Source organism: Arthrobacter sp. S2(2024) (genome assembly GCF_036662515.1).
Lineage (GTDB): Bacteria > Actinomycetota > Actinomycetes > Actinomycetales > Micrococcaceae > Arthrobacter.
In genome coordinates this window covers 44,459-60,649 of record NZ_JAYKZI010000008.1, presented here as the reverse complement: position 1 = coordinate 60,649, position 16,191 = coordinate 44,459, and the positions used below count along the sequence as shown (strand labels likewise).

Annotated in this window: 21 protein-coding genes; 14 read left to right on the top strand and 7 right to left on the bottom strand. The window is 63.7% G+C overall.

Translation table 11 applies throughout. The annotated features are described in order from the left end of the window. Positions 1–35 precede the first annotated feature (35 nt). Entirely contained in the window at positions 36–1,337 is a 1,302-nt protein-coding gene (locus VLA65_RS15740; protein WP_332603049.1) for a M18 family aminopeptidase, read from the top strand. 1 nt (position 1,338) lies between these two features. Here the strand turns inward: VLA65_RS15740 and VLA65_RS15735 are convergent, their stop codons facing one another. Both VLA65_RS15735 and VLA65_RS15730 read right to left on the bottom strand, forming a co-directional pair. Then, on the bottom strand, positions 1,339–2,010 hold the full coding sequence (locus tag VLA65_RS15735) for a DUF1345 domain-containing protein (protein ID WP_253257315.1): 672 nt from the start codon (positions 2,008–2,010) through the stop codon (positions 1,339–1,341). Between the two features lie 171 nt (positions 2,011–2,181). Beyond that, the gene (locus tag VLA65_RS15730) at positions 2,182–2,520 is read right to left on the bottom strand and encodes a YnfA family protein (RefSeq protein ID WP_332603048.1); all 339 of its coding nucleotides are present in this window, start codon (positions 2,518–2,520) and stop codon (positions 2,182–2,184) included. Positions 2,521–2,779: 259 nt separating this feature from the next. Between VLA65_RS15730 and rpsF the strand changes: the two genes are divergently transcribed. The 7 genes from rpsF to VLA65_RS15695 all read left to right on the top strand — a co-directional run bounded on the left by rpsF (position 2,780) and on the right by VLA65_RS15695 (position 6,738). Continuing rightward, entirely contained in the window at positions 2,780–3,085 is a 306-nt protein-coding gene (rpsF, locus tag VLA65_RS15725) for a 30S ribosomal protein S6 (protein ID WP_028267876.1), read from the top strand. Between the two features lie 55 nt (positions 3,086–3,140). After that, positions 3,141–3,716, top strand: a complete 576-nt coding sequence (locus VLA65_RS15720; RefSeq protein ID WP_078107100.1) for a single-stranded DNA-binding protein — start codon at positions 3,141–3,143, stop codon at positions 3,714–3,716. A gap of 125 nt (positions 3,717–3,841) precedes the next feature. Next, positions 3,842–4,081, top strand: a complete 240-nt coding sequence (rpsR, locus tag VLA65_RS15715; protein ID WP_003800144.1) for a 30S ribosomal protein S18 — start codon at positions 3,842–3,844, stop codon at positions 4,079–4,081. 17 nt (positions 4,082–4,098) lie between these two features. Further along, positions 4,099–4,551 (top strand): 50S ribosomal protein L9, encoded by a 453-nt coding sequence (gene rplI / locus VLA65_RS15710; protein WP_059388834.1) that lies wholly within the window; start codon positions 4,099–4,101, stop codon positions 4,549–4,551. Positions 4,552–4,738: 187 nt separating this feature from the next. Further along, complete coding sequence (locus VLA65_RS15705; protein ID WP_332603078.1) at positions 4,739–5,575, top strand: PhzF family phenazine biosynthesis protein; 837 nt, start codon at positions 4,739–4,741, stop codon at positions 5,573–5,575. A gap of 100 nt (positions 5,576–5,675) precedes the next feature. Then, positions 5,676–6,302, top strand: coding sequence for an FMN reductase (locus VLA65_RS15700; protein ID WP_332603047.1), 627 nt, complete (start codon positions 5,676–5,678; stop codon positions 6,300–6,302). A gap of 76 nt (positions 6,303–6,378) precedes the next feature. Next, a complete protein-coding gene (locus VLA65_RS15695) occupies positions 6,379–6,738 on the top strand; it encodes a TFIIB-type zinc ribbon-containing protein (protein WP_284988524.1) in 360 nt (119 codons plus the stop codon). A 25-nt stretch (positions 6,739–6,763) separates the two neighbouring features. On the opposite strand, the gene VLA65_RS15690 is transcribed toward VLA65_RS15695, so the two are convergent. Beyond that, entirely contained in the window at positions 6,764–7,339 is a 576-nt protein-coding gene (locus tag VLA65_RS15690) for a hypothetical protein (protein WP_284988523.1), read from the bottom strand. Positions 7,340–7,342: 3 nt separating this feature from the next. Next, positions 7,343–7,822: a hypothetical protein gene (locus VLA65_RS15685; protein ID WP_059388831.1), complete on the bottom strand. Its 480-nt coding sequence runs from the start codon at positions 7,820–7,822 to the stop codon at positions 7,343–7,345. 627 nt (positions 7,823–8,449) lie between these two features. Here VLA65_RS15685 and dnaB point away from each other — a divergent pair. Continuing rightward, positions 8,450–9,829 carry a replicative DNA helicase gene (gene dnaB, locus VLA65_RS15680; protein ID WP_184739940.1) on the top strand — a complete coding sequence of 460 codons (1,380 nt, stop codon included), beginning with the start codon at positions 8,450–8,452 and terminating at the stop codon, positions 9,827–9,829. A gap of 184 nt (positions 9,830–10,013) precedes the next feature. Here dnaB and VLA65_RS15675 read toward each other — a convergent pair whose 3' ends face one another. Together VLA65_RS15675 and VLA65_RS15670 are read right to left on the bottom strand one after the other, a co-directional pair. Continuing rightward, positions 10,014–10,982 (bottom strand): acyl-CoA thioesterase, encoded by a 969-nt coding sequence (locus VLA65_RS15675; RefSeq protein WP_332603046.1) that lies wholly within the window; start codon positions 10,980–10,982, stop codon positions 10,014–10,016. 104 nt (positions 10,983–11,086) lie between these two features. After that, entirely contained in the window at positions 11,087–11,521 is a 435-nt protein-coding gene (locus tag VLA65_RS15670) for a DoxX family protein (RefSeq protein ID WP_059388828.1), read from the bottom strand. Positions 11,522–11,727: 206 nt separating this feature from the next. Here VLA65_RS15670 and VLA65_RS15665 point away from each other — a divergent pair, with 206 nt between their 5' ends. The 3 genes from VLA65_RS15665 (at position 11,728) to VLA65_RS15655 (ending at position 14,041) form a co-directional block, all read left to right on the top strand. Further along, entirely contained in the window at positions 11,728–13,059 is a 1,332-nt protein-coding gene (locus VLA65_RS15665) for an MATE family efflux transporter (RefSeq protein WP_332603045.1), read from the top strand. 9 nt (positions 13,060–13,068) lie between these two features. After that, on the top strand, positions 13,069–13,623 hold the full coding sequence (locus VLA65_RS15660; RefSeq protein WP_332603044.1) for a hypothetical protein: 555 nt from the start codon (positions 13,069–13,071) through the stop codon (positions 13,621–13,623). Positions 13,624–13,690: 67 nt separating this feature from the next. Continuing rightward, the gene (locus VLA65_RS15655; RefSeq protein WP_284988520.1) at positions 13,691–14,041 is read left to right on the top strand and encodes a hypothetical protein; all 351 of its coding nucleotides are present in this window, start codon (positions 13,691–13,693) and stop codon (positions 14,039–14,041) included. Positions 14,042–14,170: 129 nt separating this feature from the next. Here VLA65_RS15655 and VLA65_RS15650 read toward each other — a convergent pair whose 3' ends face one another. Next, entirely contained in the window at positions 14,171–14,719 is a 549-nt protein-coding gene (locus VLA65_RS15650) for a CGNR zinc finger domain-containing protein (RefSeq protein WP_332603043.1), read from the bottom strand. A gap of 70 nt (positions 14,720–14,789) precedes the next feature. On the opposite strand from VLA65_RS15650, the gene VLA65_RS15645 reads away from it, so the two are divergent. Then, entirely contained in the window at positions 14,790–15,815 is a 1,026-nt protein-coding gene (locus VLA65_RS15645; protein ID WP_332603042.1) for an EamA family transporter, read from the top strand. A 40-nt stretch (positions 15,816–15,855) separates the two neighbouring features. Beyond that, positions 15,856–16,128, top strand: coding sequence for a DUF2277 domain-containing protein (locus VLA65_RS15640; RefSeq protein WP_332603041.1), 273 nt, complete (start codon positions 15,856–15,858; stop codon positions 16,126–16,128). Positions 16,129–16,191 lie beyond the last annotated feature (63 nt).

Below are 16,191 nucleotides of genomic sequence, written 5' to 3'. Positions count from 1 at the left end.
CGGCGACGTCCGCGGCCGCGGCTAGACTCGGAGCCATGCCTTCGAACTCCGCTGCAGAACACATCCAGGACCTTGGCGCGTATGTCAGCGCATCGCCGTCGAGCTTCCACGCCGTCAACGAGGCCGCGCGCCGGCTCGATGCGGCCGGTTTCACGGCCCTTGATGAACTTCAGCCTTGGGAAGGCGGGGCTGGCAGCTTCTACGTGATCCGGGATGGCGCCCTCATCGCATGGGTGACGCCGGAAGGCGCCACTCCGACCACGGCATTCAATATCCTTGGCGCCCACACGGATTCTCCGTCTTTCAAGCTCAAGCCCAAGCCGACAACGGGCAAGTTCGGTTGGCTGCAGGCCGGCGTCGAGGTCTACGGCGGACCTTTGTTGAACTCCTGGCTGGACCGTGAGCTTCGGCTCGCAGGGCGGCTCGTGATGCTGGACGGCACCCAGCACCTCACGGCAACCGGACCGCTCCTGCGCTTCCCGCAATTGGCCATCCACCTGGACCGGGCCGTCAATGACGGCCTCACGCTGGACAAGCAACAGCACATGAACCCCGTGTTCGGCCTCGGCGATCCCGATTCCGCGGATGTCCTGGCAATCCTGGCGGACTCGGTGGCCGGGGTTTCCGTGGATCCGGCGCAGATCGGCGGCTACGACATCGTCGTCGCGGACACCCAGGCACCTGAGCAGTTCGGTGCCAAGGGCGAACTGTTTGCATCGGGGCGGCTCGACAACCTCTCCTCAACCCACGCCGGGCTCGCGGCACTCATTGCGCACGCAACCGCGGGCGCGCCAGCTGCCGGCCCCATCGCGGTCCTGGCCGCCTTCGACCACGAAGAAATCGGCTCTGCCTCGCGCTCGGGCGCCTGCGGACCCATCCTCGAAGACATCCTCACCCGGATCTCCGACGGATTGGGCGCAACGGTGAGCGAACGGCGCCAGGCGTTGTCGGCGTCGTTCTGTGTTTCCGCGGATGCCGGCCACGCCGTCCACCCCAACTACCCGGAGCGGCACGATCCGGCCAACCGACCGATCCTCAATGGCGGACCGCTTCTCAAGATCAACGCGAACCAGCGGTACGCCACGGACGCTACCGGCGCGGCATTCTGGGCGCGGCTCTGCGGCGAGGCGGGTATCCCCTACCAGGAGTTCGTCTCCAATAACGACGTCCCGTGCGGCTCCACCATCGGTCCGCTGACGGCCACCCGCCTGGGGATCCGGACGGTCGACGTCGGCGTGCCCCTTCTGTCGATGCACTCCGCACGCGAGCTATGCGGCGTTGAAGACCCGCGCCACCTGGCCACGGTGACGGAGTTGTTCTTCCGCACGGCGATCTAGCTCAAGACGCCAGGCTCACCACGAGGTTGATGGTGGTGGCCAGGATCCCGACGCCGAAAACGTAGGCGAGCAGGCTGTGCCGCAAGGCGGCAGACCGCATTGCCCTGGTGGTGATCGACGTGTCCGAAACCTGGTACGTCATCCCGAGGCTGAAGGCCATGTAGGCGAAGTCCGTGTATTGCGGGGGTTCCTTTTGGTTGAACTCGATGCCGCCGGGCGGATCGGACGTGTAGTACACCTCGGCATAGCGCAGGGTGAAGAGGGTGTGCACCAGCAGCCACGACGCCACGGCACCGACGAGGGCCAGCAGGGCGAGCATGAATTTGTCCACGCCGTGCGCGTCCTTCGCGCCGAACATCACCAGGACGAAGGCTGCGAGGGAGCCGACGGCGGCACACAGGATCAGGAGATCGGCCGTGGAGCGCCGTGGATCTTCTTCCCTGGCGTGGCTTCTGGTCTGATCGGCCTTCATCCGAGTGATCACTGTCCACACGAAGATGTTGTAGACCACCGCGGCCACTGCCCAGCCCGCCGCGGGCGCGTAGATCCACTGTCCCCAAATTCCGGTCGCCACTGCGGCAGCGATGCCGGTGACGATCATCAGCAAGAATCGCAATCGGGAACGTTTGGCACGGGCAGACTTCGGACCTTGGTTCTTTGCTGCGGCGTTCATAGTCAGATCATGGCACGCCTGGCTGGAGGCTCAGGCGTCACGCCACGCAGACTTTTGGGCTCATGCATGGAGCAGCGCCCCGGAAAACCGGGGGATCCCGACGTCGGACGGTCCAGAAAGTTGCACAGCGTGACGGCTTAGCTGCGTTGACGGCTTAGCTGCCGTGACGCCTTAGCTGCCCGGCCGGGGCGCGAACATGATGACGGCCACTCCGAAGATGCAGATCATGGCGCCGATGATGTCCCAACGGTCCGGGCGGAAGCCATCCATGAGCATTCCCCAAGCCAACGATCCGGCGATGAACACCCCGCCGTAAGCGGCAAGCACGCGGCCGAAGTGTGCGTCAGGCTGGAACGCCGCCACGAAACCGTAGATACCCAAGGCTGCGATACCGAGGCCCGCCCACCACCACGGTTTGGCCTCCCTGACCGATTGCCACACGAGCCAGGCCCCGCCGATCTCGGCGATGGCCGCGAGGATAAAGAGTGCGGCGGATTTGAGGACGGTCATGGGTTCAGTCTGCCTGAGCCTGGCGTCGCGGTACCACGCGGGTTATCCACACATCTGGGTTATCCACATACGCGGCGCCGCGCATTCCACCATGCCGACACGCCGAATAGGCTTAGAGGCGGGAAATGGACTAAGATATTGAAGTCTGTGCTGCGCCTGCTTCCGCTTCTGGAAGCGGTCATCAGCACTGTTCATCGCAAATGAACCTCCTGTTACGGAAATGCCGTAACCGCTTAGCCCAAAGGAGGTGGGTTCACATATGCGTCCTTACGAATTGATGGTAATCATCGACCCCGAGGTCGAAGAGCGTACCGTAGAGCCGTCGCTTCAGAAGTTCCTCAATGTCATCACCACCGATGGTGGAACCATCGAAAAGGTTGACATCTGGGGCCGCCGTCGCCTCGCTTACGACATCAAGAAGAAGTCCGAAGGTATCTACGCTGTGGTGAACTTCACCGCCAAGCCGGAAACCGCCAAGGAACTTGACCGCCAGCTGAGTCTCAACGAGACCATCATGCGCACCAAGATCACCCGCCCCGAAGAGCAGAAGGTCGTTGCTGAGTAATTTCAGCTCCAGGCTTTCATTCTTTACCCCGCAGGAACGAACAAGGAGGCAGTAGATGGCAGGCGAAACCACTATTACGGTCATCGGTAATCTCACCAATGACCCCGAACTGCGGTTCACACCGTCAGGCTCGGCGGTAGCGAACTTCACCATCGCTTCTACGCCCCGGACCTTCGACCGCCAGTCCAATGAGTGGAAGGACGGGGAAACCCTGTTCCTCCGCGCATCGGTATGGCGCGAAGCAGCCGAAAACGTCGCCGAATCCCTCACCAAGGGCATGCGCGTGATCGTTTCCGGCCGCTTGAAGAGCCGTTCCTACGAAACCAAGGAAGGCGAGAAGCGCACCGTTATCGAGCTCGAAGTCGATGAAATCGGCCCGAGCCTGCGTTACGCCAATGCCAAGGTCAACCGCACCCAGCGCTCCGGCGGTCAGGGTGGCCAGGGCGGCTTCGGCGGCGGCAACAATAGCGGCGGCTTCGGAGGTGGCGGCGCTGGTGCAAACCAGGGCGGCAACTCCGGCGGAACGTGGGGCGGCGGCCAATCCGCACCGCAGGAAGACCCCTGGGCTACCCCGGGCGTCAGCAATGCGGGTGGATGGGGCAACGGCCCGGATTCCGAACCTCCCTTCTAAACACTCATAAAAGTTCGACGCCGGAACCCGCCGGACGTGCCGCAAGGCACCCGGGTGGCGACCGCCGTCGAGCACCACCATCCCGTGGATCCATTCCACGGGCTCCATAGAAAAGGAGCTCCACGATGGCTAAGGCTGAACTCCGTAAGCCCAAACCAAAGTCCAACCCCTTGAAGGCCGCTGACATCACCGTCATCGACTACAAGGACGTAGCATTGCTGCGCAAGTTCATCTCCGACCGCGGAAAGATCCGCGCCCGTCGCGTCACTGGCGTCACGGTGCAGGAACAGCGCAAAATCGCCCAGGCAATCAAGAACGCCCGCGAAGTTGCTCTGCTGCCTTACTCCGGCGCTGGCCGCGGCTAAGGAAGGGATTAACTAACATGGCAAAGCTCATTCTGACCCACGAAGTAACCGGTCTCGGTGCTGCTGGCGATGTTGTCGAGGTCAAGGACGGTTACGCACGTAACTTCCTGCTGCCCCGCGGCTTCGCTCTGACCTGGACCAAGGGTGGCGAGAAGCAGGTTGAGTCCATCAAGGCTGCCCGCGCTGCTCGTGCCCACGCTTCGGTCGAAGCTGCACAGGCCCAGGCCTCTGCGCTTTCTTCCAAGAAGGTCAAGCTCGTAGTGAAGGCCGGCGAGTCCGGTCGTCTCTTCGGCACCGTCAAGCCGGCTGATGTCGCTGCTGCAGTTGAGGCCGCTGGCCTTGGCTCCATCGACAAGCGCAACGTTGAACTGCCGAACCACATCAAGTCCCTTGGTTCGTACCAGGCCAACGTCCGCCTGCACGAGGACGTCTCCGCTGTCATCGACCTTGAGGTCGTTGCAGGGAAATAATCTCTGACGTAGCTCGAAGGACCCCCGTCCCCGGTTTCCGGAGGCGGGGGTCCTTTGCTTTGCGCGGTTTCGGGGGCGCGAACTGGCAGTAGATGCCCTCCGGCGGCCTCGCTACGGGCATTAGCTGCCAGTTCGCGCTAAGGAAGACGGGGGAACTTGATAGCCTGCCGGGGTGAACCTTGAAACCATGCGCACCAGGCCCTTCTCGCAAGTGGATGTCTTCACCGACGTGCCGTACCTCGGCAATCCGCTTGCAGTCGTCGTCGACGCTGAAGGGCTCAGCCCCGAGCAGATGCAGCACTTTGCCCACTGGACCAACTTGTCCGAGACCACCTTCCTGCTGCCGCCGAGCGATCCTGCTGCCGACTACCGCGTTCGCATCTTCACCGGCAGCGAGGAATTTCCTTTCGCGGGACATCCGACGCTTGGCTCGGCGCATGCCTGGCTGGCGGCCGGCGGAGTGCCGAAACAGGACGGGATGCTGGTTCAGGAATGTGGCGCAGGCTTGGTCAAGGTAAAGCTCGACGGCGGCCGGCTCGCGTTCGCTGCTCCGCCACTGACCCGCTTCGGGCCCGTGGACGAAGGAACCATCGAACAGCTGGCCGCCGGCCTCCGGCTGCCCCAAGCGGCGCTCCTGGATGCATCGTGGCTGGTCAACGGGCCTCAATGGATCGGCGTGCTGCTCGAATCGGCCGAGCAGGTCCTTGGCCTTGAGCCGGACCTTGAGGCGTTGGGGGATCTGAAGGTCGGTGTGATCGGTCCTCATGAACCGGGCGCCGGAGTCGATTTCGAAGTCCGGACGTTCATTCCGGGAGACGCCATGGTGGAGGACCCCGTCACGGGAAGTTTCAATGCGGGGGCTGCCCAGTGGCTGATCGGCAGCGGCCGGGCTCCGGAGCAGTACGTCGCCGCGCAGGGCACCGTGCTGGGCCGGGCGGGACGCATCCACGTCACGGTGGAAGACGGCGAGACCTGGGTGGGCGGGAGCTCGGTGATGTGCATCCAGGGAACGGTCCGCCTGTAGCGGGGGAATAAAAGGCGCGGAGCTGCAGTTTGGGAGTATAGATGCAAACGCATGTACTCTGGTTTGAAGCCATCGAACCGCCTAGCAACAGGAGACAGCCATGGAGACCCGCCGCATAACCGTCCTTTCCGCCGGACTTGGCGTACCGTCGTCGACCAGGCTCCTTGCAGACCAGCTCGCCGCGTCGGCCAAGCGCCAGCTGGGCGATGCCGGCTACGAGGTCCGCGTGGACATTGTCGAACTCCGGGACCTGGCGGTGGATATCGCCAACAACTTCGTCACCGGCTATGCCGCGCCGCGCCTCGCGGAGGTGATCGCCGGCGTCGAGGATTCCGATGGCATCATCGCCGTCACTCCCGTCTTCAGCGCCTCCTACAGCGGGCTGTTCAAGTCCTTCATCGATGTGCTGGACCCCAAGTCCCTGGACGGGAAGGCAGTCCTCCTGGGCGCCACGGGCGGCACCGACCGGCACCAAATGGTGCTCGACTACGCCATGCGTCCGCTCTTCACCTACCTTCGGACCCGGATAACCCAGACGTCCGTTTTCGCCGGGCCCCAGGACTGGGGAAACACCGACGACGGCGCGTCGCCGCTATCGGTCCGCGTGGACCGCGCGGCCGGCGAGCTTGCCCGGCTCCTGAGCGGCGAGCAGCCGCACCGCAAGGCGGACGCGATGGAATCCCTGCCTTTTGAGCAGCTCCTCGCGGGGATCACCGGGGGACGCTAGGCGAGGTAGTCCGAGGCCGGTTCGCTACAGGGCGAGCCGGCCGAACTTTTCCGGCGGCCGGCTCGTTGACCCGAACATGAAGTGTCCCGTGGATTCAATTGACCTGGTAATGAGTGAGCGCAGCGGTGTGGAGATCGATTACTGCCCGCAGTGCAGAGGAGTGTGGCTGGACCGCGGCGAGCTCGACAAGATTATTGACCGTGCCGCCGGCGGCTTCGGGGCTGGATCCACCGCGCCGCCGGCTCCGGTGGACGGACTCACGCCACCGCCGCTGTATGGCAACCCGGCCTACGAGACCCAGGATCCCCGCTATGCCGGGAATGACAGGCCACGCCTTGACGACCGGAACTACGGCAAGCAAGGTCACAACCGCGACTATGACCGTCGGCGGCCCAAGAAAAAGGAAGGCTGGTTGGGGGACCTGTTCGACTTCTAGGACGTGAGGGCTCGCCCGGCCCGGGCTAGTCCTCCAGCAGCTCGATGAACTCCCTGGCCTGCTTCATGCTGATGTCGGAATGTTTGGTCAGGGCCAATGCCGCGGCTTCGACGTCGCCGCTCTTGGCCAGGGTGCGGATCCGGCCGTAGATCTCGTCATTGAGCATATTGCTGCTCACTTCACGCGTGACGTCGCCCTTGCTGACGATTGCGCGGTACCGGTACGGGAAGTGCTCCGGCTCGTCGTCGTCGGGCATGAGGTCCTGCGGGGCGGGTTCGGGCTTGCGGAAGGGCTGCGGGTGCGCCGCAAGGGCGCCGACGGCGTCCCGTGAGGCGCGCAGGCCCTCTCCGGTGGCGCTGAGGTACAGCTTGATGGCCGCCATGGCCTGACCTTGGGCGATCAGGGAATACAGCTGCCGGTGTTGATCCTCGCTGAGCTTCGCGGCGGCCTCGCGGGCCAGCTCGACGGGATCCACGGCAGCTTTGTGGGTGGCCGCATTTCCGCGGAGTTCCGCTGAGCGGCGGGCGAGCACACGGCTCATCAGCAGCACGCCGACGACGACGGCCGCCAGGATCAAGACCGGAACGAGTAGGGAAGACATGCGCTAAAGCCGATCTATGTAGTTCTTGGCGGTCAACAAGTCCGAGTGGGTCGTCTGGCGCAGGAGCTTGATGGCCTGGATTTTCTGCCCGCTGCGGACCATGCCCTGCAGCTGCAGGGCGAACTGTGGATTCAACTGCCCGTTGGGGAGGATGGGACCGTTGTAGCCGGCCTGGCCGACTCCCGGGCCAGCCCCGGCTTGAGCCCTCAGTGCCGCCCGCGACTGGCTGTCCTGCTGGGACTGTTGCTGCGCATTCTGGCTGGGCCGTGTGGATGCATCGATGCGGGCCCTCGCTGCCGTCGCCGCTTGCACTTGGGCGGCCTGGTGGGCTGCCGAGCGGGCGGCCAGCTCCCGTTGATATCGTTCGGCGTCTGACAGCCCCGAGTTGCGTGGCTTGAATGCCGCCGTCAGGGCCCAAATCACGGCCACAAGGATGACAACGGGCATTGCGACCAGCAGTACATCCCCAATGGTGAAACCCATACCTAGAGCTTATGTCAGAACGCGGTTATCCACAGCACATTCCTGCTTTGGCATAGCTTCTGAGAGCCGACTGTCAAATTTCAGGCTGATTTGTGGGGAGTATCACATTTTTGGCATATTTATCCCCCTTTCGGCCGTCAGGCGGGGACCGGAGCCTGGATTGAGCGAATCGCCCTGTGGATGATCCGTGGAGGAAAATACTTTTGATCCACATGGCTCGAAGAACGTTTTCCCAGCTCAGAGGCTATTTGCCGGAAAAAGAATTTCTCTTTCCACAGGGTCATGCACAGACTGTGCACAAGTAGGGGTATGTATTCCACACTTTATCCACAGGTCCGGCTTGGTGCCTCGGAAAAGCAGGGCTAACGTGGCTGAGTACCTGCTTTAGGTACTTGGAAAACCCCTGTTTCTTGTGGACGGCACCTTGGTGCCGTTGAAAAGCAGCGCGCCTGCGGACCTTTCTGTGGATAAGTTGTGGAAATCTTGGGAAAACCAAAATTGTCGGTGCCCTACGGAACAGTTTGGACCAGCCGGCATAAACGGCGCGGTCGGAGCAACCCACACGGGACATTGGCCTACCGCACCGCCGGGAACAGTTATCTTCGCGGTACACAATGGAGGACGGCTTTGTCAGTTACGCACTTGGATTCGATCGAGGGCGGCCGGACCTCGGACGCCAGCCGCAAACCTCCCCAGGACATCCCCGCTGAACAATCAGTTCTCGGCGGCATGATGCTGTCCAAGGATGCCATCGCCGACGTCGTGGAAATTGTGCGCGGACATGACTTCTACCGTCCCGCCCACGAGACGATCTACGAGTCCATCATCGACCTCTACGGCCGCGGCGAACCTGCCGATGCCGTCACCGTGTCCGATGAGCTCACCAAGCGCGGCGAGATCAACCGGATCGGCGGCCCTGCCTACCTGCACGAACTGATCCAGACCGTGCCCACGGCGGCCAACGCTGGCTACTACGCCGAAATCGTTGCTGAGCGCGCCGTCCTGCGCCGGCTCGTGAATGCCGGCACCAAGATCGTCCAGATGGGGTACGGCCAGGACGGAGAGGTCGAAGACCTCGTCAACCAAGCCCAGGCCGAGATCTATGCCGTGGCCGAACGCCGCACTGCGGAAGACTACGTGGCGCTCAAGGACGTCATGGAATCCACCGTTGATGAGATCGAGGCATCCGGCCACCGCGGGGAGGGCATGACGGGCGTACCCACCGGGTTCTACGAACTCGATGAGCTCACCCATGGTCTTCACCCGGGCCAGATGATCGTCATCGCCGCGCGCCCCGCCGTCGGTAAGTCCACGTTCGCGCTTGACTTCGCCCGTTCCGCTGCCATCAAGAACAACCTCGCCACCGTGATGTTCTCCCTGGAAATGGGACGCAACGAAATCGCGATGCGCCTGCTGTCCGCGGAAGCCACCATCGGCCTCCAGGACCTGCGCAAGGGCACCATCAAGGACGAGCAGTGGTCAAAGATCGCCACCACCATGGGCCGCATGAACGACGCCCCGCTGTTCATCGATGACAGCCCCAATATGTCCCTCATGGAAATCAGGGCAAAGTGCCGTCGCCTGAAGCAGCAGCACGACCTCAAACTGGTGATCCTCGACTACCTCCAGCTCATGAGCTCCGGCAAGAAGGTGGAGTCCCGCCAGCAGGAAGTCTCCGAGTTCTCGCGTGCCCTCAAGCTGTTGGCCAAGGAGCTCCAGGTTCCGGTCATCGCGCTCTCGCAGCTCAACCGTGGATCCGAACAGCGCCAAGACAAGCGGCCCATGGTTTCGGACCTCCGTGAATCGGGTTCCATCGAGCAGGACGCCGACATGGTCATCCTTCTCCACCGCGAAGACGTCTACGACAAGGAATCCCCCCGTGCCGGAGAGGCCGACATCCTCATCGCCAAGCACCGTAATGGTCCCACCAAGGACATCGTGGTTGCCTTCCAGGGACACTACTCCCGCTTCGCGAACATGGCGGGCGAGACCGGCGGCGGGTTCTAGCCGCTGGTTGCCTGGTGGTGCGCAGACCCTACGAAGTCGAGGGCCTCACGGGCCAGTGCCAGCCACGACTCGTGATCCTCGGCGGTGACCGTGAGCCACTCCTTCATCGGACGACCCTTTCCTCGGGCACCATGAGGACATCTTCCCGCCCTGAACTTCGCGGCGCCAGACCCGGACGAAACGCCTACCGGCCGTTAAGCAAATGATCCGGCCTCCGGTTTCCGGGAGCCCGTCCCCGGATCTCCAGCAGTTCGCGGGCATGGGCATGAAGGCGCCGGTCCTCGTCGGTTTCCGGCACCCAGGGAGGTATAGGAACAGACGTGCCGGTTTCGTCCCTGGCAACCATGACCGTGAGGCAGTAGGTGGTCAGATTCATCTCACGGCGCTTCGGGTTCCCGGAGCGAACGTGCACGGCAATATGCATGCCTTTATGGCCTGTGTAGACGAGGCGGGCTTCGACTTCCACCACATCGCCGATCAACAATGGCCGGTAGAAGCGCACGCCCCCGGAGAACACGGCCACGGTGTCCTTGCCGCAATAGCGGGAAGCGCAGACGTAGGCGGCCTCATCGATCCACTTCATGACAATACCGCCGTGGACTTTTCCGCCCCAGTTGACGTCAGTGGGGGCCGCCATGAAGCGGAGGACAACGCGTTCGGCTGTGCCGGCGTCGGTATATTCCTGCGCGTTCATGGCTTCGACAATCTTTTCCCGCACGGCAATCCGCGCGAGGGCGTTGTCGCGTTGCTCGATTTCCTCCGGCGTCGAAGGCTCGAACTGGGGGACTGGAACCGGCCGCCCGTCGGGACCGACCGCGACGAAGATCACCAGGCACTGGCTGCGCATCGTGGCCGGCCCGCCCTTGGGATCGCCGGAGGACACGATGGTCCGGATGTGCATGGAAGAGCGGCCCGTATAGACGATCGTCGCTTCGACCTCGACCATGTCTCCGCTGTTCACGGGGTCGGCGAAATGGATGTTGCCCACATATGCCGTGACGCAATAGGACTTCGCCCAGCCAACGGCTGCCGCGTAGGCGGCCTTGTCCACCCACTCAAGGACTGTGCCGGCGTCGACGGACCCGCTATGTCCGACGTCGGTGGGGGAAGCAAGGAACCGCAGGGTGACGGAGTGGGAGGGGAGCTCGCTCATGACGTGAGTGTATCGACGGCGTGGATACCGGCGCGCTGTATGACGGGCTGGGGACACCCAAGCGGACAGGCCTGGGTGTCGCCAGCGATGTGGTGCACGCGATCCTAGGCGAGAATACGCAGCTTTGAACCCCTCCGGCCGAAGACCGCGGCGTCGATGGAGATCCGTCCGGCGCCTGTCAGGGCCACAGCCGCGGCTGCGGCAGCGAGGGCCAGGACGAGTTCATACCCGCCCTTGTCCGCAAACAGGCCGGCCGGAGCGTGGACCAGGAACAGGGCGCCGAGCATGTCCAGCGCAAGGACGGCGGCGAAGACGCGTGTCAGCACGCCCGCGATGAGCGCAATGCCCCCGACAAGTTCGATGGTTGCCACGATCGGGGCCACGACATCGGCGGCGGGGACGCCCATCTTGCCGAAGGCTGCCTGTGTGCCGGCGATGGTGAACTCGTTGAATTTCTGCCAGCCATGCGCGGCGAAGATGAAGCCGACGATGACGCGCAGGACAGTAAGGGCTGTGTTGGTCAGGGTGGACTGGTTCATGTTTTTGCACCGTTTTCGGGTAGCGGTTGGCTGTCGTGAAGCTCCAAGGCCAAGGCCCAATTTGTTGAAGCTTCAACTCAAGCCTTTCGAACTTTGCTGGAAGTGTCAAACAACCGTGACCCGGCGAGGCCGGCTAGGCAGTCCCGCATAAGCCCTCCCCAAGCTACATGCCGGCGCCCCGCTAGGCTTGGAAAGTGCCCCGAACAATGACCCGTACCACCACGCCCTCCACTGCCCGCGAGATCCTGCGCTTGGCTGTCCCCGCCTTTGGGGCGCTCATTGCCGAACCCCTTTTCCTTTTGGCCGACTCCGCCATTGTGGGGCACCTTGGCGTAACCCAGCTGGCGGGCGTGGGGCTGGCCTCCACCCTGCTGTATACCGCCGTCGGACTTATGGTGTTTCTGGCATATTCGACGACTCCCGCTGTGGCGCGGGCCATCGGGCACGGAAAGCTCGCCAAGGCGCTGGCCGCAGGGCGCGACGGCGTGTGGCTGGCGCTGCTGCTGGGTATCGTCCTCGCAGTGGCGGGCTTTTTCGCGGCTGAGCCGCTGGTCGGGTCGCTTGGAGCGAGCGGCGAGGTGCGGGCATACGCCGTCGACTATTTGCGGTGGTCCATGCCGGGTCTCGTTGCCATGCTGCTGATCTTCGCCGGAACCGGCGTGTTGCGCGGATTGCAGGACACACGCACGCCTTTGGTGGTCGCAACGGCCGGGTTCGCTATCAACATCGCCCTGAATTGGTTCCTTGTCTACGGCCTGCATTTGTCCGTGGCAGGGTCAGCCATCGGCACCAGCATCGCTCAATGGGCCATGGCCGCCGTCTATTTGGCCATGGTGGGACGGAACGCCCGGCGCCACGGCGTTTCGCTGCGCCCGGACTGGCGCGGAATCCGCACGATGACCACCGTGGGTTCATGGCTCATGCTCCGCACCCTCAGCCTGCGCCTGGCTATCCTGGCCACGGTCCTGGTGGTCACGTCCCAAGGGTCCGCGAACCTCGCCGCACACCAGCTCGCGATGACCATTTTCTCTTTCCTTGCCTTCGCCCTGGACGCCTTGGCGATTGCTGCGCAGGCCCTCATCGGCAAGGAACTCGGTGCCTCCCATCCGGCGCGTGCGCGCGAACTCACCCGCACCATGATCCGCTGGGGCGCGGGCTTCGGCGTCGTGACCGGTGTAGTCCTCGCGGGCGCCGCTCCGTGGGCGGGCTTCCTCTTCACCTCCGACGCCGGCGTCCAGTCCGCGCTCACCGCTGCACTTTGGGTACTCGCCATCGGGCAGCCCCTCGCCGGATACGTCTTCGTCCTGGACGGCGTCCTGATCGGCGCGGGCGATGCACGCTACCTGGCGATTGCCGGCGTCGTGAACCTCGCGGTCTACCTGCCGCTGTTGGCGGCAGTCCACCTGGCCAGGCCCGACGGCGCGGCGGGGCTCGTGTGGCTCTGGGTCGCGTTCGCGCTGGGGTACATGCTGGCCCGCGGGGTCACTCTGGGGCTGCGCGCCCGCTCCGACAAATGGATGGTCCTCGGTTCGCACTAAACTGGACTGGTGACTCTCCCCGCCTCTTCAGCGACTTCATCCACGCCCACAGCAGCCGCGCTCTGGAAGCCCGTACTTCTCCGCGCCGGTGTTGCGCTGGTCTTTGGGGCCGTGACCGTCTTCTGGGGCTCGCCATCCGTTCACGTTCTGGCCTGGGCTGCCGGGCTCTACCTGCTCGCAACCGCGGGCGCCGCGTTCCTGGCTGCTAGCGTTCCGGCGGCCGCGGCCGTCGTCGTTGGCCTGGCAGGGGTGGGTGCCTTGATTACGCAGTCCGACACGGGCGTTGGCGTTTCCGCGCTCGTCGGGTTGCTGGTGCTCGGGGTGTTTGAGCTGGTCCAGGGATTCCGGACGCGCGGACGCCACGTCCTTGCCCGCGACTGGATCATTTCCGGTGCCGTGGGCATCGGGACCGCAGTTGCGTTGCCGTTCTTCATCAGCCTTGGAGCGCACGCGCTCCTCGGTGTTGCCGGCGGTGGCGCCATCATCTCGGGAGTCTTGTGGGTGCTGTCCGGGCTGAGCCTGCGGCACGATGGGCGAACCCCCTCCGCTGAGGCCGTAAACTAGTAGTCGTACGTTCTACCCTGCGTAGAACTCTCAAGGCGCGAACGGCGCCAGCACCCACATTGGAGGAATGACCTTGGCTGACCAAAAACCAAGAGAGCCGCGCAAGATGCGGACCTCGGTTAAGGGACCGCTGATGTTCTCCGCGTTCTGGGGCGTCGTGATCTTCTTCGCTGTGCTGATTTTCGCCTCCGGCGGCAGCGCCCGCACTCCGCGCTTTGACCTCGCCTTTACCGGCGCCGGCATCGCCTTCATTGTGAGTCTCGTCCTCGCCGCCATGCTTTCCATGAGCCACAAGGAAAACGCCGAGCACCTCGGCAAGGGCTCGGGCGTCAACCTCAGTTCCAGGAAACCGGGCCAAGGTCACGGTTCTGCGGCCCCCCAAGCGGGCAGCGAAACGGAAACCCCCGACGCCGACTAGGCCGTCCTAGCCTCCTATCGCATCACGCCACGCAACTTTTTGCCAGCTGGCCACCGCGGCAACCCGGGAAACTCGGGGCAGGCCGCCGTCGTGCACCTTGAAAAGCTGCAAGACGTGACGCCCGCCCCCTTATTCGGCCCCTGATGCCTTCCGGGCCCGGTAGGCAGCGACGTGCGTCCGGTTGGCGCAGTTGCCCGTGTCGCAATAGAGCTTGGATCGGTTGCGGCTCAGGTCCAGCACGACGGCGTCGCAATCGTCCGCTGCGCACACCCGCAGGCGGTCCATTTCCTTGCTGCGGATGACGTCCACAAGTGCCATGGCAGCTTCCGTGCCCATGCGTTCCGCGAGGGGCGCCTCAGGGGTGGTTGCGTGTAGGTGCCAATCCCAATGATCATGCTTGACCAGCTGGGGAAGTGCGCGCGCGTCGGTGAGGAGTTGGTTGACGGTCTTTGCGGCCGCGTCCTCATCCGCTGTCCACAAGGAGGTTAGCTGGCTCCGAAGCCGCTTCACGCTGGCCAGTTCCGCCTCGGTTCCCTCCCTGGTCCCCGTGAATTCTTCCGCGTCAAGGAAGGCGTGGAGCTCGGCGGCACTCGTGAGGGATTCGGTCCCGTTGGCGGCCGTATTGATCAAATTGACCACGGTTCGAAGCGCCACTTCAGTGTCAGGTGCAAAAAGCACTTTGACTCCTTACATCTCTCGGGAGTATTGTCAGTAGCGTAACCCATTTTACTCCTGACAGGAGGCTGCTGTGTCAGCTGCAACAAACCGGGCTGGTGCTGCGGGCTTCATGGCGTCGGGCCTGGGGCTCGCGCTCTTTTCCTCAGCGGTTTTCGGCTTGTCCGGCTCGTTCGCCAAGTCCCTCCTGGAAACCGGGTGGACCCCCGGCGCGGCAGTTGCCATCCGATTGAGCGGCGCTTCACTCATCTTGGTAATCCCGGCCGTCATCGCTCTCCGGGGCCGTTGGCACCAGCTCAAGGACAACTGGCTCACCATCCTGTTGTTCGGCGTGATCGGTGTTGCGGGGTGCCAGCTTTTCTACTTCAATGCGGTGTCAAGGCTGTCCGTGGGGGTCGCCCTCCTGCTCGAATACCTCGCGCCAACCATGATCGTCTTGTGGCTGTGGGCCGCGAGCCGACGCCGACCCAGAGCCCTCACCGCCATTGGAACGCTGCTTTCCCTCGGCGGACTCGTCCTGGTGCTCGATCTCACCGGCGCAGTGAAGGTCGACTTCGTTGGCGTCCTGTGGGGCATGGCCGCGGCCGTCTGCCTGGTCATCTACTTCTTCATCACGGCCAAGCAGAACGACACCTTGCCGCCCATCGTGCTGGCCGCCGGCGGTCTCATGGCAGGCTCAATCCTTATCTGGATTGCCGGCGGGACCGGTCTGGTATCCATGACTTTCGCCACGGCGGATACGCACCTCGGGCCGTGGACCACGCCGTGGTGGGTCTCGATCGCCGGCCTTGTCATCCTGTCCACCGTGCTGTCCTACGTCACGGGGATCATGGCAGCCCGAAGCCTTGGGTCCAAGGTGGCATCTTTCGTCTCGCTCACTGAAGTGTTGTTCGCCGTGGTGTGGGCCTGGCTGTTGCTGGCCGAACTGCCCGGAGCCATCCAGCTCGTGGGCGGGGCACTCATTGTGTGCGGAGTGGTCTTGGTGCGAATCGACGAACTGCGGGCGGACAAGCTTGATGCTGCCAGCTTCGGCGAAGTAGCCCCCGAGCTTGACCACACGAACGACGTCGAGCCGGTGCCCTCGGAGAGGGTGCTCTAAAAACCGAGCCTTGATGGGGGACTGGGCCTAGCATGTTGATATGTGCCGGAACATCCACACCCTCCACAATTTCGAGCCACGAGCCACCTCCGCAGAGGTAGAAGCCGCAGCGCTGCAATACGTGCGCAAGATCAGCGGCACCACCAAGCCGTCAAAGGCCAACGAGGAGGCCTTCGCCGAGGCTGTCGATGAGATCGCGCATATCACCCAGCATCTGCTCGATTCGCTCGTGACCCATGCGCCAGCGCGCAATCGCGACGAGGAGGCGGCCAAAGCCAGGGCCCGCGCGGCCGTTCGGTTCGGAACGGCCTAGCTGCCCCCAAACTGCTAGCTCCCCCAACTGACTGGCAGTTGTTGCCGTTTTCACGCCGGATAA

Excerpts from the sequence above, each read along its gene's own strand:
- VLA65_RS15730 (WP_332603048.1), bottom strand. The coding sequence starts at position 2,520 with ATGACCGTCCTCAAATCCGCCGCACTCTTTATCCTCGCGGCCATCGCC.
- VLA65_RS15640 (WP_332603041.1), top strand. The coding sequence starts at position 15,856 with ATGTGCCGGAACATCCACACCCTCCACAATTTCGAGCCACGAGCCACC.
- VLA65_RS15675 (WP_332603046.1), bottom strand. The coding sequence starts at position 10,982 with ATGAGCGAGCTCCCCTCCCACTCCGTCACCCTGCGGTTCCTTGCTTCC.
- rpsR (WP_003800144.1), top strand. The coding sequence starts at position 3,842 with ATGGCTAAGGCTGAACTCCGTAAGCCCAAACCAAAGTCCAACCCCTTG.
- rpsF (WP_028267876.1), top strand. The coding sequence starts at position 2,780 with ATGCGTCCTTACGAATTGATGGTAATCATCGACCCCGAGGTCGAAGAG.
- VLA65_RS15695 (WP_284988524.1), top strand. The coding sequence starts at position 6,379 with ATGAAGTGTCCCGTGGATTCAATTGACCTGGTAATGAGTGAGCGCAGC.
- VLA65_RS15690 (WP_284988523.1), bottom strand. The coding sequence starts at position 7,339 with ATGTCTTCCCTACTCGTTCCGGTCTTGATCCTGGCGGCCGTCGTCGTC.
- VLA65_RS15655 (WP_284988520.1), top strand. The coding sequence starts at position 13,691 with ATGACCTTGGCTGACCAAAAACCAAGAGAGCCGCGCAAGATGCGGACC.
- VLA65_RS15720 (WP_078107100.1), top strand. The coding sequence starts at position 3,141 with ATGGCAGGCGAAACCACTATTACGGTCATCGGTAATCTCACCAATGAC.
- VLA65_RS15685 (WP_059388831.1), bottom strand. The coding sequence starts at position 7,822 with ATGGGTTTCACCATTGGGGATGTACTGCTGGTCGCAATGCCCGTTGTC.
- VLA65_RS15670 (WP_059388828.1), bottom strand. The coding sequence starts at position 11,521 with ATGAACCAGTCCACCCTGACCAACACAGCCCTTACTGTCCTGCGCGTC.
- VLA65_RS15740 (WP_332603049.1), top strand. The coding sequence starts at position 36 with ATGCCTTCGAACTCCGCTGCAGAACACATCCAGGACCTTGGCGCGTAT.
- VLA65_RS15700 (WP_332603047.1), top strand. The coding sequence starts at position 5,676 with ATGGAGACCCGCCGCATAACCGTCCTTTCCGCCGGACTTGGCGTACCG.
- VLA65_RS15705 (WP_332603078.1), top strand. The coding sequence starts at position 4,739 with ATGCGCACCAGGCCCTTCTCGCAAGTGGATGTCTTCACCGACGTGCCG.
- VLA65_RS15665 (WP_332603045.1), top strand. The coding sequence starts at position 11,728 with ATGACCCGTACCACCACGCCCTCCACTGCCCGCGAGATCCTGCGCTTG.
- VLA65_RS15735 (WP_253257315.1), bottom strand. The coding sequence starts at position 2,010 with ATGAACGCCGCAGCAAAGAACCAAGGTCCGAAGTCTGCCCGTGCCAAA.
- rplI (WP_059388834.1), top strand. The coding sequence starts at position 4,099 with ATGGCAAAGCTCATTCTGACCCACGAAGTAACCGGTCTCGGTGCTGCT.